26 protein-coding genes are annotated in these 23759 nt (G+C 51.1%); 12 read left to right on the top strand and 14 right to left on the bottom strand.

Annotation, left to right across the window (positions count from 1 at the left end):
• Positions 1-19 precede the first annotated feature (19 nt).
• From HMPREF2952_RS01325 to HMPREF2952_RS01310, 4 genes are all read left to right on the top strand, one after another.
• On the top strand, positions 20-631 hold the full coding sequence (locus HMPREF2952_RS01325) for a BON domain-containing protein (RefSeq protein ID WP_070461240.1): 612 nt from the start codon (positions 20-22) through the stop codon (positions 629-631).
• Between the two features lie 67 nt (positions 632-698).
• Positions 699-1292: a prolipoprotein diacylglyceryl transferase gene (locus HMPREF2952_RS01320; protein WP_070649309.1), complete on the top strand. Its 594-nt coding sequence runs from the start codon at positions 699-701 to the stop codon at positions 1290-1292.
• A gap of 63 nt (positions 1293-1355) precedes the next feature.
• The gene (gene map, locus HMPREF2952_RS01315; RefSeq protein ID WP_036493672.1) at positions 1356-2135 is read left to right on the top strand and encodes a type I methionyl aminopeptidase; all 780 of its coding nucleotides are present in this window, start codon (positions 1356-1358) and stop codon (positions 2133-2135) included.
• Between the two features lie 404 nt (positions 2136-2539).
• On the top strand, positions 2540-2836 hold the full coding sequence (locus tag HMPREF2952_RS01310; protein WP_003680641.1) for a helix-turn-helix domain-containing protein: 297 nt from the start codon (positions 2540-2542) through the stop codon (positions 2834-2836).
• Between the two features lie 94 nt (positions 2837-2930).
• Here the strand turns inward: HMPREF2952_RS01310 and HMPREF2952_RS01305 are convergent, their stop codons facing one another.
• From HMPREF2952_RS01305 to HMPREF2952_RS01295, 3 genes are read right to left on the bottom strand one after another with little or no spacing between them, the layout of a single operon-like run.
• Positions 2931-3881 (bottom strand): YheT family hydrolase, encoded by a 951-nt coding sequence (locus HMPREF2952_RS01305; RefSeq protein ID WP_070695193.1) that lies wholly within the window; start codon positions 3879-3881, stop codon positions 2931-2933.
• Between the two features lie 3 nt (positions 3882-3884).
• On the bottom strand, positions 3885-4520 hold the full coding sequence (locus HMPREF2952_RS01300) for a phosphatase PAP2 family protein (RefSeq protein WP_070695192.1): 636 nt from the start codon (positions 4518-4520) through the stop codon (positions 3885-3887).
• Positions 4520-5320: a competence/damage-inducible protein A gene (locus tag HMPREF2952_RS01295; RefSeq protein ID WP_070695191.1), complete on the bottom strand. Its 801-nt coding sequence runs from the start codon at positions 5318-5320 to the stop codon at positions 4520-4522. Before HMPREF2952_RS01295 ends, HMPREF2952_RS01300 begins: the two co-directional genes overlap by 1 nt.
• A gap of 109 nt (positions 5321-5429) precedes the next feature.
• Here HMPREF2952_RS01295 and argG point away from each other — a divergent pair, with 109 nt between their 5' ends.
• The 5 genes from argG (at position 5430) to HMPREF2952_RS01270 (ending at position 8457) form a co-directional block, all read left to right on the top strand.
• On the top strand, positions 5430-6773 hold the full coding sequence (argG, locus tag HMPREF2952_RS01290) for an argininosuccinate synthase (RefSeq protein ID WP_036493659.1): 1344 nt from the start codon (positions 5430-5432) through the stop codon (positions 6771-6773).
• A 43-nt stretch (positions 6774-6816) separates the two neighbouring features.
• Positions 6817-7032 carry a DUF4177 domain-containing protein gene (locus tag HMPREF2952_RS01285; protein ID WP_036493650.1) on the top strand — a complete coding sequence of 72 codons (216 nt, stop codon included), beginning with the start codon at positions 6817-6819 and terminating at the stop codon, positions 7030-7032.
• Entirely contained in the window at positions 7025-7240 is a 216-nt protein-coding gene (locus HMPREF2952_RS01280; protein ID WP_070695190.1) for a hypothetical protein, read from the top strand. The genes HMPREF2952_RS01285 and HMPREF2952_RS01280 overlap by 8 nt, the downstream gene beginning before the upstream one ends.
• A gap of 120 nt (positions 7241-7360) precedes the next feature.
• Complete coding sequence (locus HMPREF2952_RS01275) at positions 7361-7810, top strand: DUF3290 domain-containing protein (RefSeq protein WP_036493644.1); 450 nt, start codon at positions 7361-7363, stop codon at positions 7808-7810.
• A gap of 14 nt (positions 7811-7824) precedes the next feature.
• A complete protein-coding gene (locus HMPREF2952_RS01270; protein ID WP_049343728.1) occupies positions 7825-8457 on the top strand; it encodes a DUF421 domain-containing protein in 633 nt (210 codons plus the stop codon).
• Between the two features lie 71 nt (positions 8458-8528).
• On the opposite strand, the gene HMPREF2952_RS01265 is transcribed toward HMPREF2952_RS01270, so the two are convergent.
• The 3 genes from HMPREF2952_RS01265 to HMPREF2952_RS01255 all read right to left on the bottom strand — a co-directional run bounded on the left by HMPREF2952_RS01265 (position 8529) and on the right by HMPREF2952_RS01255 (position 11362).
• A complete protein-coding gene (locus tag HMPREF2952_RS01265; RefSeq protein WP_049343727.1) occupies positions 8529-8900 on the bottom strand; it encodes a DUF488 domain-containing protein in 372 nt (123 codons plus the stop codon).
• A gap of 64 nt (positions 8901-8964) precedes the next feature.
• Positions 8965-9747: an indole-3-glycerol phosphate synthase TrpC gene (trpC, locus tag HMPREF2952_RS01260; protein WP_070695189.1), complete on the bottom strand. Its 783-nt coding sequence runs from the start codon at positions 9745-9747 to the stop codon at positions 8965-8967.
• Positions 9748-9889: 142 nt separating this feature from the next.
• The gene (locus HMPREF2952_RS01255) at positions 9890-11362 is read right to left on the bottom strand and encodes a malate:quinone oxidoreductase (RefSeq protein ID WP_070695188.1); all 1473 of its coding nucleotides are present in this window, start codon (positions 11360-11362) and stop codon (positions 9890-9892) included.
• Positions 11363-11796: 434 nt separating this feature from the next.
• Here HMPREF2952_RS01255 and HMPREF2952_RS01250 point away from each other — a divergent pair, with 434 nt between their 5' ends.
• The 3 genes from HMPREF2952_RS01250 (at position 11797) to HMPREF2952_RS01240 (ending at position 13841) form a co-directional block, all read left to right on the top strand.
• Positions 11797-12291 carry a hypothetical protein gene (locus HMPREF2952_RS01250; RefSeq protein WP_070695187.1) on the top strand — a complete coding sequence of 165 codons (495 nt, stop codon included), beginning with the start codon at positions 11797-11799 and terminating at the stop codon, positions 12289-12291.
• 82 nt (positions 12292-12373) lie between these two features.
• Complete coding sequence (gene rsmG / locus HMPREF2952_RS01245; protein WP_036493627.1) at positions 12374-13003, top strand: 16S rRNA (guanine(527)-N(7))-methyltransferase RsmG; 630 nt, start codon at positions 12374-12376, stop codon at positions 13001-13003.
• Between the two features lie 67 nt (positions 13004-13070).
• Complete coding sequence (locus HMPREF2952_RS01240) at positions 13071-13841, top strand: ParA family protein (protein WP_070695186.1); 771 nt, start codon at positions 13071-13073, stop codon at positions 13839-13841.
• 116 nt (positions 13842-13957) lie between these two features.
• On the opposite strand, the gene HMPREF2952_RS11435 is transcribed toward HMPREF2952_RS01240, so the two are convergent.
• The 8 genes from HMPREF2952_RS11435 to nadD all read right to left on the bottom strand — a co-directional run bounded on the left by HMPREF2952_RS11435 (position 13958) and on the right by nadD (position 23755).
• Entirely contained in the window at positions 13958-14134 is a 177-nt protein-coding gene (locus HMPREF2952_RS11435; RefSeq protein WP_239665340.1) for an MGMT family protein, read from the bottom strand.
• 12 nt (positions 14135-14146) lie between these two features.
• Complete coding sequence (locus HMPREF2952_RS01230) at positions 14147-15178, bottom strand: hypothetical protein (RefSeq protein WP_049343719.1); 1032 nt, start codon at positions 15176-15178, stop codon at positions 14147-14149.
• Entirely contained in the window at positions 15178-16455 is a 1278-nt protein-coding gene (locus HMPREF2952_RS01225) for a hypothetical protein (RefSeq protein WP_049343718.1), read from the bottom strand. Before HMPREF2952_RS01225 ends, HMPREF2952_RS01230 begins: the two co-directional genes overlap by 1 nt.
• Positions 16456-16471: 16 nt before the next feature.
• Positions 16472-19420: a DUF3418 domain-containing protein gene (locus tag HMPREF2952_RS01220; protein ID WP_065424124.1), complete on the bottom strand. Its 2949-nt coding sequence runs from the start codon at positions 19418-19420 to the stop codon at positions 16472-16474.
• Between the two features lie 65 nt (positions 19421-19485).
• Entirely contained in the window at positions 19486-21063 is a 1578-nt protein-coding gene (gene lpt3 / locus HMPREF2952_RS01215; RefSeq protein ID WP_141754799.1) for a lipooligosaccharide phosphoethanolamine transferase, read from the bottom strand.
• Between the two features lie 138 nt (positions 21064-21201).
• A complete protein-coding gene (hrpA, locus tag HMPREF2952_RS01210; RefSeq protein WP_083314037.1) occupies positions 21202-22596 on the bottom strand; it encodes an ATP-dependent RNA helicase HrpA in 1395 nt (464 codons plus the stop codon).
• Between the two features lie 108 nt (positions 22597-22704).
• Positions 22705-23091 (bottom strand): ribosome silencing factor, encoded by a 387-nt coding sequence (rsfS, locus tag HMPREF2952_RS01205; protein ID WP_002246503.1) that lies wholly within the window; start codon positions 23089-23091, stop codon positions 22705-22707.
• Positions 23092-23149: 58 nt separating this feature from the next.
• Complete coding sequence (gene nadD, locus HMPREF2952_RS01200; protein WP_049343716.1) at positions 23150-23755, bottom strand: nicotinate-nucleotide adenylyltransferase; 606 nt, start codon at positions 23753-23755, stop codon at positions 23150-23152.
• Between the last annotated feature and the right edge of the window lie 4 nt (positions 23756-23759).

Below are 23759 nucleotides of genomic sequence, written 5' to 3'. Positions count from 1 at the left end.
CATACCCAAGGAAAAGGATATGAAGAATATCAAACGCTACGCCCTCCCCGTTCTGACAGCGACCCTCTTGAGCCTGAGTCTGAGCGGCTGCGTCGGCGCACTGATCGGCGGTGCAGCCGTCGGCACCAAATCCGCCGTCGACCGCCGCACCACCGGTGCGCAAACCGACGACAACGTTATGGCCCTGCGCGTCGAAACCACCGCACGCTCCTACCTGCGCCAAAACAACCAAGTCCAAGGCTACAAGCCCAAACTGAACGTTGTCGGCTACAACCGCCACCTGCTCCTGCTCGGCCAAGTGGCCACCGAAGGCGAAAAACAATTTGTTGAACGCATCGCCCGCTCCGAACAAGCCGCAGAAGGCGTGTACAACTACATTACCGTTGCCTCACAAGCGCGTTCGTTCGGTGATGTGACCAACGATACTTGGGGTACATCCAAAGTCCGCGCCACCCTGTTGGGCCTCAGCCCGGCCACCCAAGCACGCGTCAAAATCGTGACTTACGGCAACGTGACCTATGTGATGGGCATTCTCACGCCTGACGAGCAAGCCCGCGTGACCCAAAAAGTCAGCACGACCGTCGGCGTACAAAAAGTCGTGACCCTCTATCAAAACTACGTTGCCAACTGATTCACAGGCAACCCGGGGCCGTCTGAATATTCAGACGGCCATTCCTCCAACGATTACCCGACCCATCATGTCAAAGAATAATAAAACTCCTTTCCAACTTAAGCCCAAACACCTAATCCGCGCTTTATTCCTTGTCAGCTTTATCGCCGTCGCAGCCCTTGTTGCCGGCGTATTCAGCACCCTAAACTCCGGTAAAACCGACGTACCAGAAAAAAGCCCTGCCGAACAAACCGACACACGCATTGAAGTTTGGCGCCCCAACGGCGCAGTCGAACCTGAAACCGTTCAACCTGCCAAAGACGGCGACGCAAAAACCGCCTCCGGCAATCCTGTCGTCCCACAAGACGAAAAAGGCGAAAAAGCGGAAGAAGGTGTAAAAACCGACCGCCCCACTACACACCGCAGCAAACGCACAGAAAACAAACGCGTTGAAGCCGACAAATCAGAAAACACACAATCCGACAACAGCAGCCCTGCCGCTCAAAACACACCTCAAACAGACAGCCAGCCGGTAGAAAACAAATCGGCAAAAGCCAAAGCCCCCGAGTCCAAACCGACTCCCAAAGCCGAGCCTGAGGCCAAACCGACTCCCAAAGCCGAACCTGAGGCCAAACCACAAGCCAAACCGCGCAATAAAGACAATCTCGACAACCTGTTTTAAACAGACGGCACACCCGTCCCGTTCAGACGGCCCCCATGCCGTCTGAAACAAGAAGGAAACCTCATGGACAAAGTCATCATCAAAACCCCCGAAGAAATCGAAAAAATGCGCGAACTCGGCCGCTTGGTCGCCGAAGCCCTCGATTACATCGGCCAATTCGTCAAACCCGGCGTCACCACCAACGAAATCGACAAACTCGTTTACGATTACCACGTCAACGTTCAAGGCGGTTATCCCGCCCCCCTCAACTACGGCAACCCGCCCTACCCGAAATCCTGCTGTACCTCCGTCAACCACGTCATCTGCCACGGCATTCCCGATGACAAGCCGCTGAAAGAAGGCGACATCGTCAACATCGACCTGACCATTAAAAAAGACGGCTTCCACGGCGATTCCAGCCGCATGTTTACCGTTGGCAAAGTCTCCCCGATTGCCCAGCGCCTGATCGACGTGACCCACGCCTCCATGATGGCGGGTATCGAAGCAGTCAAACCCGGCGCCACCCTCGGCGATGTCGGCTATGCCTGCCAACAGGTTGCCGAAAATGCCGGCTACTCCGTAGTTCAAGAATTCTGCGGCCACGGCATCGGCCGCGGTTTCCACGAAGCGCCGCAAGTGGTCCACTACGGCCGCAAAGGTCAGGGCCTCGTCCTCAAACCGGGTATGATTTTTACCATCGAGCCGATGATCAACCAAGGCAAACGCCACCTGCGCATCCTGAACGACGGTTGGACAGTGGTCACCAAAGACCGCTCCCTTTCCGCCCAATGGGAACACGAAGTCTTGGTTACCGAAACCGGCTACGAAATCCTCACCATCAGCCCTGCCACCGGCAAGCCTTAAACTTGAAAAATTTTCAGGCCGTCTGAAAATACAGATTCAGACGGCCTGAAATTTATCCGTTTTCCCGACCCGTCAAACCGAATAAAAGCTCAAAATTAAGTTTTTACCCATAATGAATTGTTTAGTTGTGTAAAAATTTGCCCACGCCATATTTAAGATAATCGCATAATTTGATGATTTATATGCCAAAAATTATACGAAATAATGAATTAAGAAATATTTACACAAATTATGGCAAACAGCGGCAAACTTCTTTCGAATATACTGTCTAATTATCTAGATCAGTCATTTGCAATACGCCCACATATCACCCCAAAAGCCTACAGGAAAAGGGATGCCGGCATTCTTGCAGACCCATTTTTATGCCTAGAGGCATGCAACAAATACCACAATAAGGAAGATTCATGAAATCGTTCGAAAAAATTGAAAACATCCGCGATATCCGTAAAAAACTCGGCCTGAACCAAATGGACTTCTGGAGCCGCATTGGTGTGACTCAATCCGGTGGTTCCCGTTACGAATCCGGCCGCAATATGCCTAAACCTGTACGCGAATTGCTGCGTTTGGTACATATCGAGCGCGTAGATTTAGCTAAAGTCAACCGTGACGACTTGGCCGTTGCTTCCCTGCTGAAAAACCGCGACCCTGAGTTGTACGCTTCTCTGAAAAAAGAAGCCAAAGCCGACAACAAAGGCAAATAATCAAGCCATTCAAAAGGCCGTCTGAAATTCGTTTTCAGACGGCCTTTTTACTTTCTGCACACTAAGGGCATGTCGCATACATGCCCTTTTTCATTTACGGCTGATACTGTTTGAAATAATCCAACACCGTTTGCGGCAGCCATTGCAGATTCAGACGGCCCCAATCGCGACTGACAAAGCCGACATGCCCGCCGTATGCCGGTTGCAGCAGCGTAACGGCCGAGGACACGTCCCGCCCGGTCGGCAGGGCTTCCGGCGGCAGGAAGGGGTCGTTGACGGCATTGAGCAGCAGCAACGGTGTATCCACGCCTTTCAGAAATGGCTTGCAGGAATTGCGGCGGTAGTAATCGTGGCGGTCGGCAAAACCGTGAAGCGGCGCGGTAAAGCGGTCGTCAAAATCGCCAAGCGTTTTGCAGTTTTGCCGGCTCAAGGCCGTCTGAAACTGAGGAATCGCTCGGGCTTTCGGCAGCAGCGAATTCAAAAAATAACGCGTGTAAATCAGTCGCGTCATGCCCTGATCAAAACGCGTACCGGCCGCCACGGCATCGACCGGCGCGGAAACGACGGCAGAAGCACGCGGAACGGCATTGCTGCCCTGCTCGCCCAGATATTTGGCCAAGGCATTGCCCCCCAAAGAAACGCCGACGGCGTAAATGGTTGAATAGCGCCGGGCCAGCGTGTTGAGCATAAAGGCGATTTCAGTCGTATCGCCGAGGTGGTAGAACACGGGCGCGGTGTTTGCGATGCCGCCGCAACTGCGGAAATGGGCAACCACGCCGTTCCAACCGCGCTGCTGCACGGCTTTCATCAACTCGACCGCGTAATGGCTCTCGCTGCTGCCTTCCAGTCCGTGAAACAAAACCACCAACGGCGCATCGGGATTGGCACTATCGACAAAATCGTAGGCAACTTGGGTTTTGCCGGTACTGTCGGGCAAAAGCTCGCGGCGGTAGTCGGGCGCCTTGCCTTGCAGCAACTTGGCAAACAGGGTGTCGGCGTGGCCGTTTCTGAGCCAATAAGGTGTGTTGGGCAAACGTATATTCATAGTTTATTTCTTCTGTTTTTCAGACGGCCTGAAGATAAGCATATACACCAGCAAGGCAGTCAGCGTGCCGTTTGTCCAACCTGCCCAAACATCGGTGGGATAATGCACGCCCAAATAAATGCGTGAAAACCCGGTCAACAGGGCAAAGGCAATACCGGCCACCCAAGCGGCGCGGCGGTAGCGCGTGCGGCGGCAAAGCAATATCAGCATGACGGCAATGGCGGCGGAAAACGTACTGTGGCCGCTGGGGAAGGAAAAATTGCTCTCTTCAATTAGGCGCGGCCAAAGCAGTGGGCGTTCGCGGGCAAACCAAACCTTCACAATCAGCATGTTCACAGTCGGCACCAATGCCGCCAACACGCAAAACAGTGCTTCGCGCTTCTTATCGGCGAAATACAGGGCGGCGGCAACCGCGCCGATTAGCGGCACGGCAATCGCGGTTTTGCCCAGATAGTGCAACACGGTGGCAATCGGGTCAAACCATGTGCCCGCGTGGGCATGGACGGCGTGCATCAGCGGCGGCTCGAAAGCGAAGCCGCCATATTGCGCCAGCCAAATGCCGATAACGAGGGTCGGCGGTAAAAACAGCAAAGAAGCGAAAGCCAGTGCGCGTTTGGCTTGGGCTGGAGACAAGTGCATTATTCCACCGTTTCTTTCAAAGTCGCGCCAATCGCCTGCAAACCCTGCAACGCATCTGCCCACGCCGCATCCAGCAAGCGGCATGCCTCGCCTTCCGCTTTGATGCCGAACTCGATATGCGGCGGAATATAACGGCCGTCTGAAGCGGTACGGCCCACGGTGGGCAGGCTGTACGAACGGATACCGGCGTAGGTACGCTCAAGATGTTCCATAATCGGCGTAATGCGCGATTCGGGTTGGTCGAACACATACACGCTGCGGCTGCCGCGTTCGGTTTGGTTGAAGCGGTCGGCGTAATAAGTTTCCAATACCCATTCGGCCATCGGGTGCGCCATCACGGGGAAGCCGGGGAAGAAATAATGCTCGCGGATGGAAAATCCGGCGATGTTGTTAAACGGATTGGGTACCAATTCCGCGCCTTCGGGAAAATCCGCCATTTTCAGACGCTGGGCGTGTTCCGGCGAATCGAGCGGCTCGCCGCGTTTCAGGGTTACGCCTTCGATAAACTTGGCGGCTTCAGGATGGCGGATAACGGGCAAATCCAAAGCAGCCGCTGCGGCTTGGCGCGTATGGTCGTCAGGTGTAGAGCCGATGCCGCCGGTAACGAAAGTCGGCAGGCCGTCTGAAAAGCTGCGGCGCAGCTGTTTGACCAGCAATTCGGGTTCGTCGGGCAGATATTGCACCTGATTGAGTTTCAGCCCGTGCGATTCCAATAAAGATTTGAAAAAGGCGAAATGCTTGTCTTGGCGGCTGCCGTGCAGGATTTCATCGCCGATGATAATGAGGTTAAAAGCGTTCATGATGAGGTTTCTTTAATACGGCCTTCCGAACATTCAGACGGCCTATTGCTGACAATGTATTCCATTTATAAGATAATGGTTTCAACTTTTCAAGTCTGGAGAAATTCCCATGAGCCAAAACCATACCATTTTACAAAATCTCCCCGTCGGTCAAAAAGTCGGCATCGCCTTCTCCGGCGGCCTTGATACCTCTGCCGCGCTGCTGTGGATGAAACTCAAAGGCGCGCTGCCTTATGCCTACACTGCCAACCTCGGCCAGCCCGACGAAGACGACTACAATGCCATTCCCAAAAAAGCGATGGAATACGGTGCGGAAAACGCCCGCCTAATCGACTGCCGCGCACAACTAGCGCATGAAGGCATCGCCGCCATCCAATGCGGCGCGTTCCACGTTTCCACCGGCGGCATCGCCTATTTCAACACCACGCCTTTGGGCCGCGCCGTGACCGGCACCATGCTCGTTTCCGCCATGAAAGAAGACGATGTGAATATCTGGGGCGACGGCAGCACCTACAAAGGCAACGACATCGAGCGTTTCTACCGCTACGGCCTCTTGACCAATCCCGCGTTGAAAATCTACAAACCTTGGCTCGATCAACAATTTATCGACGAACTCGGCGGCCGTCACGAAATGAGCGAATTTCTGATTGCCAACGGCTTCAACTACAAAATGTCGGTTGAAAAAGCCTATTCCACCGACTCCAATATGCTCGGCGCAACGCATGAAGCCAAAGATTTGGAATTCCTCAACAGCGGCATCAAGATCGTTAAGCCCATCATGGGCGTTGCCTTCTGGGACGAAAACGTCGAAGTCAAACCCGAAGAAGTCAGCGTGCGCTTTGAAGAAGGCGTGCCGGTTGCATTAAACGGCAAAGAATACGCCGACCCCGTCGAACTCTTCCTCGAAGCCAACCGCATCGGCGGACGCCACGGTTTGGGCATGAGCGACCAAATCGAAAACCGCATCATCGAAGCCAAATCGCGCGGCATCTACGAAGCCCCGGGCATGGCATTATTCCACATCGCCTACGAGCGTTTGGTGACCGGTATCCACAACGAAGACACCATCGAACAATACCGCATCAACGGCCTGCGTCTCGGCCGACTGCTCTACCAAGGCCGCTGGTTTGACAGCCAAGCCCTCATGTTGCGCGAAACCGCACAACGCTGGGTTGCCAAAGCCATTACCGGCGAAGTTACCCTCGAACTGCGCCGCGGCAACGACTATTCGATTCTGAACACCGAATCGCCCAACCTGACCTACCAACCCGAACGCCTGAGCATGGAAAAAGTTGAAGACGCCGCATTCACCCCGCTCGACCGCATCGGCCAACTGACCATGCGCAACCTCGACATCACCGACACCCGCGCCAAACTGGGTATTTACTCGCAAAGCGGTTTGTTGTCCTTGGGCGAAGGTTCCGTATTGCCGCAGTTGAACAATAAAGAGTAGAATCATAGGGGGTCTTAAGGCCCCCTTATTTTAAAGGAATAAAATGAAAGAATATAAAGCCGTCATTTATCAAGAGAACCTGCTTTCCAGCTTGATTTTCGGCAGCGCCAAAATCAATCCGGTCAAATTCAGCGATTTCCTCAACAGCCACGCTTCGCAAGGCTGGAAGGTCGTTACCATGGAAAAAGACCAGCGCCGCATGCTGCTGTTTTTCGTGCGTGAAGCCTACGTCGTCATTTTGGAAAAAGAACGTGTTTAAGCTCGGCGTCTATGCCTGTCTCGGATTGTTCGTCGGCTGGGTGTTGCTCTTGATTTTGCAACTGTGGTTTGCCTTTATCGACGCCGATTTGTTTTTCAAAATCTCCCTGACCATGGCCGGTCTTTTCATTATCATTCTGGCCAGCTTACTGGTCATCGGCCAGTATTTTGCCGAAAAGAAAATGAAAGACGACGGATTTATCAACTGATACCGCTTTAAAAACACCCTATTTTGAAAACTTAACGCAACATCCTTGTTTAATAGACAAGGCCGTCTGAAATTTAAGTTTCAGACGGCCTTATTACCCTTCCCAAATTTATCAAATACCATGAAATTCTTTTCTCACTTTTATCTTGAAAATCATATGTATTTCAACGACTACTTGAAATACATCCTGATTTTCGCCGCCCTCGTCATCCTCCTGCTCGCCGTATCGCAATACCTGCGCCACCGCATGGACACCAAATACCGCGACCTGAGCATTATTGCGCTGCTGTTGCTCATCCTCATCTGCGGCACGCAATATCTTTCGTACAGCGAGCGTCAAAACTTTGCCGCCGACACTTCGCGCATGGTGGGTTTTCTCAATGCTTTGATTGAAAACCAAAAAGTTGAAAAACAAGACATCATCGTCAACAGCACGCGCCTGTTCAACGGCATGATTATCGGCATTAAAAACCAATACTACGAAGTCCATTTCAATCAAGACTTCTCCGCCTACACGCTGACGCCCATCAATTTGGTCAACAACAATATCGAACTCATCGATAAAGAATAACAGGATACACACACATGGAAGCATACTCCCTGCTCGCCCTCAAACTGCTGATGGGTTTTTTAGGTTTGATTTTGCAAATCAACCTCTTAGGCAAAGGCAACCTCGCGCCGACCTCCGCCATGGATCAAGTACAAAACTTTGTACTCGGCGGCATCATCGGCGGCCTGATTTACAGCGACAGCGTCGGCCTGTTGCAATTTTTCCTCGTACTGATTTTGTGGACGTTGTTGGTCTTAAGCCTGAAATTCATCAAAAACCACAACCACTGGGTCAAATCCGTGATTGACGGTAAATCCGTTTGGATCATCGTCAACGGCGAAGTCCAAGCAGAAGAATGTATGAAAAACGGCATCAGCGCGCACGACCTCATGTTCAAACTCCGCGCCGCCGGCATCTACGAAATCTCTGCCGTCAAACGCGCCGTGATGGAACAAAACGGCCAGCTCGCCGTCATTAAGTACGGCGACGAAAGCCTGCGCTATCCGCTGATTACAGACGGCCAAGTCGACCCCGACATCCTCGAAATCATTAAGCGTGACGAAGAGTGGCTGCAACAAGAACTCGACCGCCTCCACCTTGAAGCCTCGCAAGTCTATATCGGCGAATACATAGACGGAAAATTGGTGGCACACCGTTATCCTTCTTGATTTGAAAATAGCAGGCCGTCTGAAACCTTGTTTTCAGACGGCCTTTTTGTATCCGGTGCAAATACTGTTTTTTAATCGCGATATTCAAACGTTGCACCCAAAAATTGAGCCAGTGCGGAGACGTGGGAATGTCGGGGGTCTTTGACGGCGGTCAGCAACAAGATATTGCCATGCTGTTTTTCCAAATCCAGCAGCCGCTTGATGGCGGCCTGCTCGGCATCGCCTTGCAGCTCTTCGTGATAACGGCTGACAAAACCGTCAAAATTTTGAGCCGGATTTTCATGATACCAGCGGCGCAGGTTTGCGCTGGGTGTAATGTCTTTCAGCCAAAGCGTAGTGGCGAAAACTTCTTTATGGACGCCGCGCGGATAGAGGCGGTCAATAAAGACGGCGGTTTGTTTAGAATCGGGTTGATAGGCGTAAATGCGCTGTACGGTAAACATTTTTTCTCGTCTCCAATGGATTCAGGCCGTCTGAAAATTCAGACGGCCTGATGTTTTTTAGGGTTTAGAACAGTTTTTTAACTTCGGCTTCGATGTCGTCGGCACGCATAAAGGTTTCGCCGATCAGGAAAGTATGCACGCCGTGGCCGCGCATGAAATCGACGTCTTCTTTGTTGCGGATGCCACTTTCGGTGACAACGGTTTTGCCGTTTAATTCGGGCAAAAGGTCAAGGGTTTGTTGCAGGGTCACTTCAAACGTACGCAGGTTGCGGTTGTTGACGCCCCACAACGGCGTGGTCATGTTGCGGCATTTTTCCAGCTCGGACGCATCGTGCAATTCCAACAATACAGTCATGCCCAATTCGTGGGCAACGGCTTCAAAACGCTCAAGCTGCCCGGCTTCCAGTGCGGCGGCAATCAGGAGAATTGCATCCGCACCCCACGCGCGCGCCTGATAGATTTGGTATTCGTCGATGATGAAATCTTTACGCAAGACCGGCAGCGCCACGGCCGCACGCGCCTGTTTCAAATATTCGGGCGAGCCTTGGAAGTAAGGTTCGTCCGTCAACACGGACAAACAGGCCGCGCCGGCTTTTTCATAGGCGGCGGCGATTTCGGCAGGATGAAAATCAGGGCGGATCAGACCTTTGCTCGGGCTGGCTTTTTTGACTTCGGCAATAATGGCGGGCAGGTTTTGCGCGTGTTTTTCACGGATCGAGCCGATAAAGCTGCGAACCGGCGCGGCTGCCTGCGCTTGGGCTTTGATGTCTTCCAAGGAAACGGAGGCTTTTTGAGCGGCCACTTCTTCTGCTTTGGTGGCAAGGATTTTGTTGAGAATATCGGTCATGGCGTTTTTCTACTGAGCTGATTTTCGGGTTTAAATCGTGCAACATGCCGTTGCCGATTAGGTTTCAGACGGCCTGAATGCCGTTATTTTAATGGTTTGAAAAAAGGCGGGCAAGAATGCCCGCCTTTGTGCTTGCTTCAATTTAGTGATGAATGCCCAAAACGGTCGCGTTGTGGCTGATGATTTCGTCCGCCAAAGACGGATTGTCGTTCAGCTTGATGCCGTAACCGGGCACCAATTCTTTCAGACGGCCTGACCATGATTCGGCATGATCGGGGAAGCATTGGTGAACAAGTCTGATCATCAGCGGAACTGCTGTCGATGCACCGGGAGACGCGCCCAGCAATGCGGCCAGCGAGCCGTCGGCATGGGCGACGATTTCGGTACCGAATTGGAGTACGCCGCCTTTTTTCGGGTCTTTTTTGATGATCTGCACACGCTGACCGGCGGTAATCAGTTCCCAATCGTCAGGATTGGCTTCGGGATAGTAGTCGAGCAGCGAGGCGAAGCGTTCTTCTTTGGTTTTGCGCAATTCGCCCAAGAGGTATTTGGTCAGCGGCATATTGTCCCAACCGGCGCGGAGCATGGGGTAGAGGTTGTCCATGTGGATGGACATCGGCAAATCCATGAGCGAGCCTTGTTTGAGGAAGTTGGGGCGGAAGCCTGCATACGGGCCGAACATCAAATGGCGTTGGCCGTCCACGTTGCGGGTATCCAAGTGCGGAACGGACATTGGGGGCGCGCCGACGGAGGCTTGGCCGTACACTTTGGCGTTGTGTTGCGCGGCCGTTTCGGGATTGCTGTTGCGGAAGAAGAGGCCGGAAACCGGAAAGCCGCCGTAGCCTTTGCCTTCGGGGATACCGGATTTTTGCAGCAGGGTCAGTGCGCCGCCGCCTGCGCCGAGGAAGACGAAACGGGTGCGGAGTGTCAACGGGTCGTCATCGTCTTTGGTGCTGCTGGTTTTCAGCACCCATGCGCCGTCCGATTCGCGGTTGAGGTCGTCGACATGGCGGTTGAATTTGATTTTTACGCCTTTGTCGCTCAAGTATTTGACCATCTGGCGGGTCAGGCTGCCGAAATCGACGTCCGTGCCTTCGGCGGAGTAGTTGGCGGCGATGGATTGGTTTTCATCACGGCCGTTGATAACCAGCGGCGCCCATTCGGCAATTTTGGCGCGGTCGGTAGAAAACTCCATTTTTTCAAAGAGTTTTTGGTTTTTGAACACGTCGAAACGTTTTTGCAGATAACTGCAATGGTCGGCGTTCATCACCAGCGACATATGGGGGACGGAATTGATGAAAGTGCGGTCGGTCAGTTTGCCTTCTTCGACCAAAGTCGCCCAAAATTGGCGGCTGATATGGAATTGTTCGGCAATATTGAGGGCGCGGGTCGGATCAATCGTGCCATCGGCAGTCAGGGGCGCATAGTTCAATTCACACAGCGCAGAGTGTCCCGTACCGGCATTGTTCCATGCATTTGATGATTCCAACGCTACATCTTCCAAGCGTTCGATCAGGGTGATTTCCCAAGATGGTTCGAGTTCTTTGAGCAATACGCCCAAAGTGGCGCTCATAATGCCGCCGCCTACTAATACGACATCGGTTGCTTCAGCCATGGTTTTACTCCTACTAAAGTCAGGCATGGTTTGCCTTGTGGTTATCTATCATTATAAACAACTGATTTCAGAGGAATTATTTTGTATTTTTGTTGTGCATGAAACTTTTGTTGCCTGCTGAGTTTCCGAGCGTAAATGGCGGAAGGCAGTTTCGGTTTGGGTTCCAGATTTCAGGTCTTTATAATATGTTATTGAGAATTTAGTAGATTTTACGGAGAAATGCAAAGATTTTCTGTTCGGTTCATATAAAAATAAGAGACTAGGCCATCTGAAAACGTTTTCTTAACCTTTATCCGCCAACGTTTGCCAAGAAAAAAGAATTTTTCATTTCTTTTTTAATTGACCGTTTTTGTCAGCAATTTCAGCGCTAACAAACGTGAATCAACCGCCAATCTGCTATCATTTCGACTTATCCCACAACAAGGCAAACCGCCATGTATCTGACACAAGAAAAACCCTACCGCCCCCTATTGGTCGCACTGATGTTCCTCACCCTGCCGTTGGCGATGATATTGCACAATATCGTGCAAATCGCCTTTTCAGACGGCCAAGGACTGCTGGTCACGGTCAAAGACGGCGCATGGGCATGGCAAAGCGGCTGGCAGGATTCCGTCGCATGGTTCGTCTGCGGCATGTTTGCCTTCCTCAACCTGCCGATTGCCGGCGGACTGACTAAGCTGGCGTATAAAAAAATGATGCGCCGGCATTCGCGTTACGCCATCTTCCTTGCCGGGGTCGCAGCGTGTGCCTCGGCGGCGGCAGGATTGATTTTTGAAGCCATCTTAGGCAATGCCGCATTGGCAGGCTTGCGTGGGCAAGGCGTGTTCTACTACACCCTCTCCGTATGGATCATCGCCATGCTGGCCCTGCCCAAACAGCTCACGCGCGCGCCGGAGCAGCCCATCGTCTTTCACAAGATGAAACGTTGATTCAACAGGCACAAACATTTTCAGACGGCATGCTTTCCGTTACCATTACATCCAACGCGTTTTAACCAATAAGGAATAACAAATGAATCAGGCGCAACAGCTCCGCGACGGCATACAGGCACTGGGTTTGGACATCGACGAAGCCAAACAGGCCAAACTTCTAGACTATGCCGCCCTGCTGCAAAAGTGGAACAAAACCTACAACCTGACCGCCCTGCGCGATCCCGCCCAAACCGTCAGCCATCACCTGCTCGACAGCCTGACCCTCCTGCCCTACATCGAACACGCGCAAACCATGCTCGACGTCGGCTCCGGCGGCGGACAGCCCGGCATACCCACCGCCATCTGCCGTCCCGACCTCGACATCACCCTCCTCGATGCCAACACCAAAAAAACCGCCTTTCTGCAACAAGCCGTCATCGAACTCGGCCTAAAAAACGTCCGCGTCATCAGCGGCCGCGTAGAAGCCGCCGCCGACTGCCGCGCCGACGTTATCACCAGCCGCGCCTTTGCCGAACTCGCCGACTTTGTCAACTGGACAGAGCACCTCCTCAAAGACGGCGGCTACTGGGCGGCCATGAAAGGCGTATACCCGCAAGAAGAAATCGACAAACTGCCCGAAAGTGTCGCCGTCGAAAAAGTCGAAGCATTGCACGTCCCCCAACTCAATGCCGAACGCCATATCGTCATCATCCGCAAAAAGGCCGTCTGAAAACAACCCAAGCATACCGAATAACGGTACAATCCAGCCATCCACACTTAACACGACAGCAAAGCACATGAGCGCACAAATCCTCGCCGTCGCCAACCAAAAAGGCGGAGTCGGCAAAACCACCACCACCGTCAACCTAGCCGCCTCCCTGGCCTCCAAAGGCCGCCGCGTCCTCGTCGTCGACCTCGACCCCCAAGGCAACGCCACCACAGGAAGCGGCATCAACAAAGCCACCATCGAAAACGGCGTTTACCAAGTTGTCCTCGGCGAAACCGACATCCCCAACGCCGTCGTCCGCAGCAAGGAAGGCGGCTACGACGTATTGGGCGCCAACCGCACACTGGCCGGCGCAGAAGTCGAACTCGTCCAAGAAATCGCACGCGAAATCCGCCTCAAAAACGCCCTGCAGCTCGTTGCCGACGACTACGACTACGTCCTCATCGACTGCCCCCCGTCCCTGACCCTGCTCACCCTCAACGGCCTGGTCGCCGCCAACGGCGTCATCGTCCCCATGCTTTGCGAATACTACGCCCTCGAAGGCATTTCCGACTTAGTGGCCACCGTCCGCAAAATCCGCCAAGCCATCAACCCCAACCTTGACGTAACCGGCATCGTCCGCACCATGTACGACAGCCGCAGCCGCCTCGTCGTCGAAGTCAGCGAACAGCTCAAACAACACTTCGGCAACCTACTCTTCGACACCGTCATCCCCCGCAACATCCGCCTCGCCGAAGCCCCCAGCCACGGCCTCCCCGCCCTCGCCTACGACGCCCACGCCAAAGGCACCCAAGCTTATCTGGACTTAGCTGATGAACTGATTGCACGGTTGGAAAAATAAACAGAAATATGAATATAAAAAGGCCGTCTGAAAGTTGGGAAATACTTTCAGACGGCCTTTGGTTTGATTGGAAAGAACATTTTTAAAAGACCGCGTGCGTGCGTACCGCACACACCCTACAGACGGGTTTTGTGGGATTGCAAGTAGGGTGTGTGCCCAAAGGCACGCACGCGGTTGCAGGCTACGGCTTGCTGCGCCGCCCAACCCGGCACCAAACGCCCTGACGCATTGACCACGCGGTGGCAGGGGTAATCGCCGTAGTCCGCCGCATGGTGCAGTACGCTGCCGACCAAGCGGGCGTTTTTTTATAATGATGTATTTTCAAATTTAGTGCGGGAAATCCCCCAAAAATCTAGCAATAGAAATAACATACTTTTTACATCTATATTTGATGAATGATGAACAAATATCTTACTCATGGCTAATTGCTCAAAAGTTCTTGCTAAATGAAATAAATTTTTACTAACATCTATTCTAGAAAAATAATCAGATAATATTCCAAACTTGTCATCATTGAAACCTGTTTCAAGATGCTCTCTAATTTGATTAGCAATCCCTGCTCCATTTGGAATGCTATCCACCAATTTAATAGACGTTTGAATTATCTTATTTATTCCAGCACTTCCATATGATCCATATCTAAACCCCTCATCTAAATATTTCAATTTTTCAGATCTTTCAGAAAAGGAAACATCTAACATTTTATAATCTATGCCAATTGAGATAAATGAACAAATTAAATATAAACATCTAAGAGAAATCTCTGCATATTGAATATTTGTAATCGATTGTTCCGCAAAAAATCTAGCGGTTTCTAACCAATGATTAATATGATCAAAACTCATACCAAGAGGTATTAATTTTTTTGCAGTACGAATTTTTCCCTTCCAATCCCCATCTAACCTTTGTAATGAATAACTATTGATTAAATTATAAAATTCTTCATCTGTTAATCTATTATTCTTATATTCTGATTCGTATTTATCAATCCTTCTTAAAAAATCTTTATTCAGCACGACAACATTTTGCTCTTTCCCATACTTAACAATCGAAAGACGATTTTCTGTTGTTGCAACAATAGCTTTATCAACACCTAATGCCTGTTGTAAACCTTTTGTCCAAAAAATTCTCTCCAATGCTTGTGGTGTTTTCTTATTTTTTATATCTACAATAATTTTTTCTCTAGAGAAAGCAGAAGTTCGCCCGTATAAAAACAGATCAATATCTGTAATATCAAATCCATCATATTGATATGGAACACCTCTAACAACAAAATATCCTGACTTTAAGAAATAATATCTTAGCAATTCTTCTGCTTTCATGCCCTTAGTAGCCATTACAAGTTTCCTGTTCTCAAACTTAGCAAAATATCGTTAGTAGCTTTGGGAGTATTCTCAATTTGTTTCTTTCTCATTAATACACGATTTGTTTCAGGTGCATCAAATCGTTTAATAGTATTTTGAGTAATAGCCTCGTCTTTTTGAGATAATTTTAGAGAATATTCATTAGCAGACCCCGTAGTCAGAACTTCTAACGCCAGCTCCCCTACCTCCCTTTTTAACAGTCGCATTTTATAAACTTCTTGATTATAATTATTCTTTGTAGGTATTACTTTAATAACTCCTTTAAATTCTAATAATCTATAGTCATTGCCTATCGCCTTAACTGGACCAACTTCTTTCCCTTCAATTAACTTTCTTAATAACGCATCCACTTGAGTAATTTTTCCTCTAGAATAATTACTTTCTCTCATTCCATAAGTCAATGCACTAATAAATGTCTTTGCTAAATCAAATACATCATCAATCATAGGACTAACAAATTTATTAAACGCTGATGGTTTTGTTACAAAGCCAATACGTCCTTTTTCATTTGAAATAAAACTAACATCAATCAAGCCTACAGAAACAATTTTCTCGCATAAATAATCTCCTAAAATTTGCTTCATATCATTAAAAGATATACAGCCAAATTGATCTAATTTCTCATTTAGTTCTTTGAATTTTGTTGCTTCTTCTGAGGTTAAACTTTGTAGTACGGCGGATATTTTTGAAATCTCATTTCTTCTGAATAAATTACCGTTAAAAAATAATGTGTTATCGCCAATTATTTCGGTATCAACAAAACCTATTTGCTTGGAATCAATTAATAAACATTCAACATCATTGGTACTAATCTTATATTCATCAGATAATTTTTCAAAAACATCATTTTCTGTCTTTGGTGAGATAGAAGCTTCCTCTGCAAGTTCCAGGGCAGCTATTTGAATGCTAGAAGGTTGGTTATTATGAAAAATTTCTGAAGTGTGCTGTAAGATACTATGGCTTGATAAGCCTAGAATTCTAAGTTCAGTATTACTGCTATCAATAAGCTGTTGCTTTTTTAAAATCTCAATAATTGGTTCAAACTCTAATTTAGAAATCGAAGCAAGATTAGCTAAAAGTCTTGCGTTTTTAATAGAAATAGTTTGCTCCTCTGTCGCTGAAATAGCAGATAATAACATCCCAGCCTTTCCAGCAGTTTTTATATCTTCATATTCTGGTAGTTCGTTGGAAATTGCATTTAGCTTATGTGTATGATGAATTAGCCATGCACCAGTTTGTTTTTCATCCATATTTTTAATTACTCCTTTAATATTTTTCAAAATATTTTGATAAACGTTTAGTTGATACCGGATACGGTGTTTTCAACTCCTGAGCGAACAATGATACGCGCAGTTCTTCAATCTGCCAACGAAACGCAGCAAGGTCGTCTGAAACGGTTAATCTTTGTTTTACCAGCGCATTCACTTTCTCTGCCCACATATTTTCCAGCTCTTGAATATCGGCTTCGCGGGCTGCGTCGCGGGCGGGGTTGCCGCTGTATTTTTCGAGGCGCAGGGTCATGGCTTTGAGATAGATGGGGAGGCGCGGCCATTGTGCCCACGGGGTGCGGGTGGCGAAGCCGGCGGCGAGCAGGGTTTGCAGGTGTTGTTGCAGGAGGTGGGTGAGCGGGTGTTTGCCGAGTTTGCTGTTGAGTTCGGCGTAGGCGGCGGCGGTTTCCTGCAAGTAGCGGCTGAGGGCTTCTTTGACGGCGGGCAGGCGGCTGCGGGCGCGTTTGATTTGTTCTTTGAAAGCTTTTTCGTTGCGCGGCAGCTCGTCTTCGCCGATAAAGGCGCGGTCACAGACGGCTTGGATGAGGTCGTCGCGCAGGGTGTCGGCGTTGATGTGTTTGAGCAGCATGGCGGCTTGGGTGAAGCCTTGGATGCCTTTATTCAGGTCTTTAACTTGTTCTTTTAGTTGTAGTTTCATGAGTTCGATCACGCCTAATCGGTGGGCTTGTTCGGCAGCGGCAGACGTGTCGAACAGGCGCAGGGCGATGCGGCCGTCTTTTTCTTTTTGCAGGCCGAGGTAGCCGGTAAGCTGTTGTTTGCCACGGGCGAATTTGATGGATTCGGGCAGGGTGCCGATGTCCCATGTGGTAACGTTGTCGCGCTCGAATTCTTGGGTGTTGTCGCGAAAGGTAACGGCGGCGGCTTGGCCGAGCTGTTGTTGCAATTCGTGCAGTTTGCGGCCGCCGGCAAGCTCTTGTCCGCCATCGTCGATAATGCGCAGATTCAGATAGCAGTGTTCGGGCAATTCTTGCGCCGCCCATGCGTCTTGGTCGATTTGCTCGAAAATCCGCATATCGCCGGCGCTTTTGGCGATAAAGTGCGCCAACTGGGGAATGATGGCCGCTTGGCGGTCGGGATTGCTTTCGAGGAATTTGGTGATGAAATCGGGTACGGGCACGCAAATGCGGCGGATTTGCTTCGGCAGGGCTTTAATCAGCAGCTGGATTTTTTCGCGCAACATACCGGGCACCAGCCATTCGAGCGACGGCGCGTGCAGGCGGTTGAGGACGGTCAGCGGCACAGTCATGGTCACGCCGTCGAGCGGATGGTGCGGCTCGAAGCGGTAGGAAAGTTTGAACTTGCCGTCTGCGGTTTGCCAGAATTTGGGGAACTGCTCTTCGGTAATGTGCGCGGCGGCGTGTTGCATCAGATCGTCGCGGCTGAGGAACAGCAGGCGCGGATTGTCGCGCTCGGCGGTTTTGAGCCAGGCTTCAAAGGTACGGATATCGGCAAGAGGCAAAGGTTTCAGACGGCCTTTTTGAGATGCTGGCTGCTTTTTAGGTTTAGGGTCGTCTGAAACATTTTGTCGGGTATGTGAACTCGGTTCACGCTCGCGGTTGTTCTCATCTTTGGAATCTGCGTGCGCGGCTTGCGCCACGCGTCCTGCGTTGCGCCGGTTTGCTTGTCCGTTTTGATCGGCTGTCTTGTCCGACTGGGTTTGTCCGCCCTCTTCGCTTCCCCAAATGCCGCCTTTCGCGTCTTTCCACACCAACTCGGGCAGGCGTTCGTTATAAAACGCAAACAGGGCTTCGTCATCGACCAATACGTCTTGCTTGCGCGATTTGTGTTCGAGTTCGGTAATTTCTTTAATCAGCTTTTTATTGTGGGCAAAAAAGGCCGTCTGAAGATTGCTTTCCTGCGCCACCAATGCGCCGCGGATAAAGATTTCGCGCGCTTCTTCGGGCGCAACTTTGCCGTAAGACACGAGGCGGCGCGGCAATGCGGTCAGGCCGTAAAGCGTAACGCGTTCGCTGGCGACGACTTCGCCGCGTTTTTGCTCCCAGTGCGGCTCGAAATAATGGTAGCGGACGAGGTGCGGCGCTTCCTGCTCTATCCATTCGGGCTGGATAACGGCGACGTCACGCGCGTAAAGGCGCGTGGTTTCAACCAATTCTGCCGCCATCACCCATTTGGGCTTGGCTTTGAACAGGGCTGATGCCGGGAAAAGGTGGAAGCGGCTGCCGCGCGCGCCGGTGTAGTCGTTGCCATCGGGCGATTTCATGCCGACGTTGGCGATAAGGCCGGTCAGCAGGGCGCGGTGGATTTGTTCGTAGCCGGCTTCTTTGGCGGCACGGATTTGGGCGCGGTGTTGTTTCTTGTCCAGTTGTTTTTGTTTGAGCTTTGCCGCCAAATCTTGGTCGCCTTGGCTTTCAGACGGCCTTAATTGCTCTTGGGAAGGAGGTTGTCGAAACGCGGCTTCTTTGGTGGTCAAACCCATTTCAATCGCGGTTTGGGCAAGCTGGTGGTGTAGCTCGCGCCATTCGCGCATACGCAGGTGCGACAGGAAATATTGACGACACCACTGCACCAGCTGCTTGTTGGACAAACCTTTGTCGCGCTCGCGCTGGAAGCTGTCCCAAATATTCAGATAGGCAAGAAAGTCGGATTGCTTGTCGGTAAAGCGTTCATGCGCCTTAGCCGCGGCATCGCGCGCCTCCAGCGGCCGCTCGCGCGGGTCTTGAATCGACAGCGCGGACGCAATCACCAGTATTTCCGCCATGCAGTCGTGTTTCTTCGCCGCCAACAAAATGCGCGCGATTTTCGGGTCGATGGGCAGGCGTGCCATTTGTTCGCCGAGCTTGGTCAGGCGGTAGCGCGTGTTGGCACCGATATGGCCCGAACTGTTTTGCAGGCCGTCTGAAACATTGGCTGGGTTGGATCGGGCATCCATGCCTGATCCGCGTACTTGGTTTTTCATATTTTGCATAGTCTTGTCGGTCGGGCATCTTCCCCGACATCATCTAAATTTGTCTTTATTGGTTTTCACGCCGCTTATTGCGGATAAACATACTCCGCCTTGCCGTCGCGAATGTTCAAGCTGCCTGCATCGCCTGTAATCAGGTTGCCCGTTACCGAGCCTTCACTACAACCTGAAACCGGCATATCGTAGCCCAGCGTGTGAATCAGGAACGTTGAAAGCTGCTGATGGAAGGCAATCTCGCAAGGTGCAAAAGCCTGGTTGGCAGCCTGTTGCACGGCCTTATCCGGGCTGTACAACACCAGCGGCACGAGATAGCTGTCGGGCTGCACCGTGCCTTGATTGTAGGTATCTTGGCGCACATACTGGCCATGATCGGAGGTATAGGCAAACAGCCAGTTGCCGTCAGGCTGCTTTTGCAGCTGCTCGAATACGGTTTGAATCATTTGGTCGGTTTTGTGGATGGTGTTGTCGTACTTATCCACAATATTGGCTTCGCCGAAAACTTTATCTTGAGGCTGCAACAATGCGCCGTATGGGACGTGCGAACCGCGTTGGTGCAACACAATAAAATGCTTGCCCTGCTGCAAATTGATTTTGTCAAACAGCGGCAGCAGTTTCTCATCGGGCATATTGTCGCCGTTGCCGTAGCCAAGCTGCGTCGGCTGAATCAGATGGTCTATCCATTTCTTACCGATTAAGTTCAAAATTGCCATCTCGTTTTCCGCCTGCGCGCTATAAAAATACGTTTCATAGCCCTGCTCTTTAGCGAGGCGGAACATATTGGTATCGCCGCTGCTGATTTGCTCATAGCCGTTGGCATGCGGTATCGCATTGAAAAAGCTGGGCAGGGACATAGCCGTCATCAAAGCGGCGGAATAGCTTTGTTTCACAATCGGCTTAAAGTCGGCTTGCGAAAGTTGGGTTAAAAACGGCGAAGTTTCGCGGCCGTAGCCAAACAATTTCAAATGCGCCGCGCTTTCACTCTCGCCCATAATCAGGATGATATTTTGAATACTGCCTTGTCCGGTTTTGCTTGGCGCTGGCTGTTTGAACACAGGGATTTTGCTTAAATCAAACAACTGATACGGCAATACGCGCCCGACAAAATAGCCGAAGCTGAAATAATTGGCTTTGATGCGGCTGTATGTTGGTTTGGGCGAAATACCGTGTTCCTGCGTCGTACTGAATGAACGTCCAAAAATCAATAACATCGCCGCAATAAACAATATATCGGCGGCAAAATGCGTCTTACGGCGGAACTTGGCAAGGCTGCAAAACAACACGACCTCCAACACGCCCCACAACGCAGGCAGCCACAACTTATCCAACATCGACGCGCCCGCGCTGCCGACTTCGGTAACCTCTTTCAGCATCAACCAATAATTAATGCCTGTCATCCAACTTTGATAAACCGCATAATGCACATTGTTGGCAATGATGCTGAGCGCAAAAAACAACGCAATCAGCAATCGTGAAGCCTTATAACGCGCAAACAGATACAGCGCAGCAATTACAAATGTCAGTGCAAACGTTTCTGCAATTTTCGCAGCCGGCAGGGTTTCAATCCCGAATACAAAACGATAGGCAATTTCGCTGGCAGTCAGTAAAGACGAATACAGAACAAGCGTGAAGAAAGATTTTTGCATCATTAATATTTCACAATAAAAAATTTACCGATTGAGTTTTAAAACCCAATATTCCCTTTTCGATAGTTTTTAGTTTCTCAATGATTTAGGCCGTCTGAAAATGAAACATGGCCTGCCATTTGATTAAGAAAGATTTTATTTTCAGACGGACTCCACCGCACCCAACTCCAGCAACACCTGAAAACCGTCATTGATATACCGCGAATCGGGCATTTCTAAAAATGGGAATGCCGCTACGTCGCCCAGGTTCAGTGATGCCATGCGCAGGATGACGGCGGCGAGGTTGCTGCGGACGATTTCTGGGTCGGTGAATTCGGGGCGGCTGTTGAAATCTTCTTCTGAAAACAGTCGGATACACACGCCTGCGGAGACGCGGCCGCAGCGGCCGGAGCGTTGGCGCGCGGCGGCTTGGGAGATTTTTTCGACATGAAGCTGCTCCACTTTCGCCCGTGCGGAATAGCGTTTGACGCGCGCGAGGCCGGTGTCGATGACGTATTTGATGCCCGGCACGGTGAGCGAGGTTTCGGCGACGTTGGTTGCTAACACGATGCGGCGTTTCGCGCCTGTGGGGTGGAAGATTTTGTGCTGTTCGGCGTGCGATAGGCGCGCGAACAGGGGTAGGATTTCGTCGTTGCGGCGCAGTGTGGATTTGCGCAGGGCTTCGGCGGCTTCGCGGATTTCGCGTTCGCCCGGTAGGAACACCAAAATATCGCCTTCGCCGTGTCGCGCTAATTCGTCCGCCGCATCGACAATTGCGTCGGTCAGCTCGACTTCTGCGTCGTCTTCGTCTTTGCTGGTCAGCGGTCGGTAGAGGATTTCGACGGGATACGTCCGTCCGCTCACTTCTAAAACAGGGGCACCGTTGAAGTGTTGGGAGAAGCGTTCTGCATCTATCGTTGCCGAGGTGATGATGACTTTCAAATCAGGGCGGCGCGGCAGCAGCTGTTTCAAATAGCCCAAGAGGAAGTCGATGTTCAGGCTGCGTTCGTGCGCTTCGTCGATGATAATCGTGTCGTATGCGGCGAGATAATGGTCGGTCTGGGTTTCTGCCAGCAGGATGCCGTCGGTCATCAACTTGACGCAGGCATCGCGCGAGGTGTGGTCGGTAAAGCGCACCTTATAGCCCACCGCGCTGCCGATTTCCGATTTCAGCTCTTCGGCAATCCGCTCTGCCACCGAGCGCGCGGCCAAACGGCGCGGCTGGGTATGCCCGATCAGCCCCGCCGCCCCGCGCCCGAGTTCCAAACAAATCTTGGGCAGCTGCGTGGTTTTGCCCGAACCGGTTTCGCCACAAATAATCGTTACCTGATTCTCGGCAATGGCTTTTTTGATTTCGTCAAGTTTTTCGTGAACGGGCAGCGTGTTGTCGAATTCGGGCTTGGGCAGTTTGGACAGGCGTTGCAGATAGAGGTCGTGCGATTTTTTGTATTTTTCTTCAACCTTGGCCAAGCCGCCGTATTTTTTTGGGTTTTTAAAGGCGGATTGCAGGAAATGGCGGTCTTTGGAGAGGGTTTGGGCGAAATCGGGATGCGGCATGATGGTGCAATGAATTAAATAATGTGAAAAGAATGGAATTATAGCAAAAGGCCGTCTGAAACTTGCTTGCTTTCAAGTTTCAGACGGCCTTTGTATGGATAAACCGTTTTAGTCGGCAGCGTGCCAAGGTTTTTGCATACCGGCGTGGAAACTCGGTTTTTCTCCGCCCCACAAGGTGTCGATGTCGTAGAAGTCGCGCACGGCAGGGAGCATGACGTGGACAACGAGGTCGCCTGCGTCGACGAGCGTCCATTCGCCGCTGTCGCCTTCGGTGCTGAGGATTTCGAAACCAGCTTCTTTCAAATCGACGGCAACGTTGTTGGCCAGTGCTTTAACTTGGCGTGTGCTGTCGCCGCTGGCAATAATCATGCGGGCGAACAGGGAGGTTTTGTCTTGGGTTTCCAAAACAGAGATGTCTTTGGCTTTGATGTCTTCGAGGGCGTTTACGGCCACTTCGACCATTTTTTGCAGGTCTTGCAATTCTTGTTCGTTCATTATTTTCCTAATTGAAATGTTTTCAGACGGCATTATAGCTTATCTGCCTGAATAAACGCTATTTTTCATAGAGTTTGTGTTGGCGGATGTATTGGGCGACCGGTTGCGGCAGGCCGTCTGAATGGTGCGTTTTGGCAAGATTGGCACGGATTTGGGTGGAGCTGGTGTTGTGCAGCGGCGCGTTGAGGATGCGGACGCTGCCGTTTTGCAGTGCTTCGCCGAGCCATGCGTGCAATTCGCGCGGGGTTTTGTTGAGGTTGTCGCCTTGTCGCATGGCGATGGCGATATGGGTCTGGCGCACGAGGGTTTGCCATTTTTTCCATGTGTGCAGCTGCATCAGGCTGTCGCTGCCCATCAGCCACCACAGTTGCGCGCTGGGAAACTGCTGGCGGAAGATTTGGACGGTGTCAAACGTATAAGTTGCGCCGTCGCGGACGATATCACAGTCGCTGGCGGCGAATTTCGGCTCGTCGGCGATGGCGAGTTCAACCATATTGAGGCGCTCTTGTGCCGGCGTGCGCGTGCTGTCTTTGTGGTACGGGTCGCCTGCCGGCAGGAAGACGACGAGATCCAAACCGATTTCGTCGGCGAAGGCGCGGGCGATGTGGAGGTGGCCGTTGTGAATGGGGTCAAACGTGCCGCCGAATAATCCGATGTTTTTCATTTCG

It is taken from the genome of Neisseria sp. HMSC068C12 (assembly GCF_001814095.1).
In the GTDB taxonomy this organism is placed as follows: Bacteria; Pseudomonadota; Gammaproteobacteria; order Burkholderiales; family Neisseriaceae; genus Neisseria; species Neisseria perflava.
The sequence above is the reverse complement of the archived record's forward strand: the minus strand, read 5'-3'. Positions and strand labels throughout refer to the sequence as shown.

Bases quoted from the DNA above. Each gene is read 5' to 3' on its own strand.
- HMPREF2952_RS01325 (WP_070461240.1), top strand. From the start codon at position 20: ATGAAGAATATCAAACGCTACGCCCTCCCCGTTCTGACAGCGACCCTC.
- nadD (WP_049343716.1), bottom strand. From the start codon at position 23,755: ATGAAAAACATCGGATTATTCGGCGGCACGTTTGACCCCATTCACAAC.
- HMPREF2952_RS01270 (WP_049343728.1), top strand. From the start codon at position 7,825: ATGGAAGCATACTCCCTGCTCGCCCTCAAACTGCTGATGGGTTTTTTA.
- argG (WP_036493659.1), top strand. From the start codon at position 5,430: ATGAGCCAAAACCATACCATTTTACAAAATCTCCCCGTCGGTCAAAAA.
- HMPREF2952_RS01285 (WP_036493650.1), top strand. From the start codon at position 6,817: ATGAAAGAATATAAAGCCGTCATTTATCAAGAGAACCTGCTTTCCAGC.
- HMPREF2952_RS01295 (WP_070695191.1), bottom strand. From the start codon at position 5,320: ATGAACGCTTTTAACCTCATTATCATCGGCGATGAAATCCTGCACGGC.
- HMPREF2952_RS01250 (WP_070695187.1), top strand. From the start codon at position 11,797: ATGTATCTGACACAAGAAAAACCCTACCGCCCCCTATTGGTCGCACTG.
- HMPREF2952_RS01220 (WP_065424124.1), bottom strand. From the start codon at position 19,420: ATGCAAAATATGAAAAACCAAGTACGCGGATCAGGCATGGATGCCCGA.
- HMPREF2952_RS01300 (WP_070695192.1), bottom strand. From the start codon at position 4,520: ATGCACTTGTCTCCAGCCCAAGCCAAACGCGCACTGGCTTTCGCTTCT.
- HMPREF2952_RS01225 (WP_049343718.1), bottom strand. From the start codon at position 16,455: ATGGATGAAAAACAAACTGGTGCATGGCTAATTCATCATACACATAAG.
- HMPREF2952_RS01265 (WP_049343727.1), bottom strand. From the start codon at position 8,900: ATGTTTACCGTACAGCGCATTTACGCCTATCAACCCGATTCTAAACAA.
- rsmG (WP_036493627.1), top strand. From the start codon at position 12,374: ATGAATCAGGCGCAACAGCTCCGCGACGGCATACAGGCACTGGGTTTG.
- HMPREF2952_RS01310 (WP_003680641.1), top strand. From the start codon at position 2,540: ATGAAATCGTTCGAAAAAATTGAAAACATCCGCGATATCCGTAAAAAA.
- trpC (WP_070695189.1), bottom strand. From the start codon at position 9,747: ATGACCGATATTCTCAACAAAATCCTTGCCACCAAAGCAGAAGAAGTG.
- HMPREF2952_RS01230 (WP_049343719.1), bottom strand. From the start codon at position 15,178: ATGGCTACTAAGGGCATGAAAGCAGAAGAATTGCTAAGATATTATTTC.
- HMPREF2952_RS01320 (WP_070649309.1), top strand. From the start codon at position 699: ATGTCAAAGAATAATAAAACTCCTTTCCAACTTAAGCCCAAACACCTA.
- map (WP_036493672.1), top strand. From the start codon at position 1,356: ATGGACAAAGTCATCATCAAAACCCCCGAAGAAATCGAAAAAATGCGC.
- HMPREF2952_RS01275 (WP_036493644.1), top strand. From the start codon at position 7,361: ATGAAATTCTTTTCTCACTTTTATCTTGAAAATCATATGTATTTCAAC.
- HMPREF2952_RS01255 (WP_070695188.1), bottom strand. From the start codon at position 11,362: ATGGCTGAAGCAACCGATGTCGTATTAGTAGGCGGCGGCATTATGAGC.
- hrpA (WP_083314037.1), bottom strand. From the start codon at position 22,596: ATGCCGCATCCCGATTTCGCCCAAACCCTCTCCAAAGACCGCCATTTC.
- HMPREF2952_RS01305 (WP_070695193.1), bottom strand. From the start codon at position 3,881: ATGAATATACGTTTGCCCAACACACCTTATTGGCTCAGAAACGGCCAC.
- lpt3 (WP_141754799.1), bottom strand. From the start codon at position 21,063: ATGATGCAAAAATCTTTCTTCACGCTTGTTCTGTATTCGTCTTTACTG.
- HMPREF2952_RS01240 (WP_070695186.1), top strand. From the start codon at position 13,071: ATGAGCGCACAAATCCTCGCCGTCGCCAACCAAAAAGGCGGAGTCGGC.
- rsfS (WP_002246503.1), bottom strand. From the start codon at position 23,091: ATGAACGAACAAGAATTGCAAGACCTGCAAAAAATGGTCGAAGTGGCC.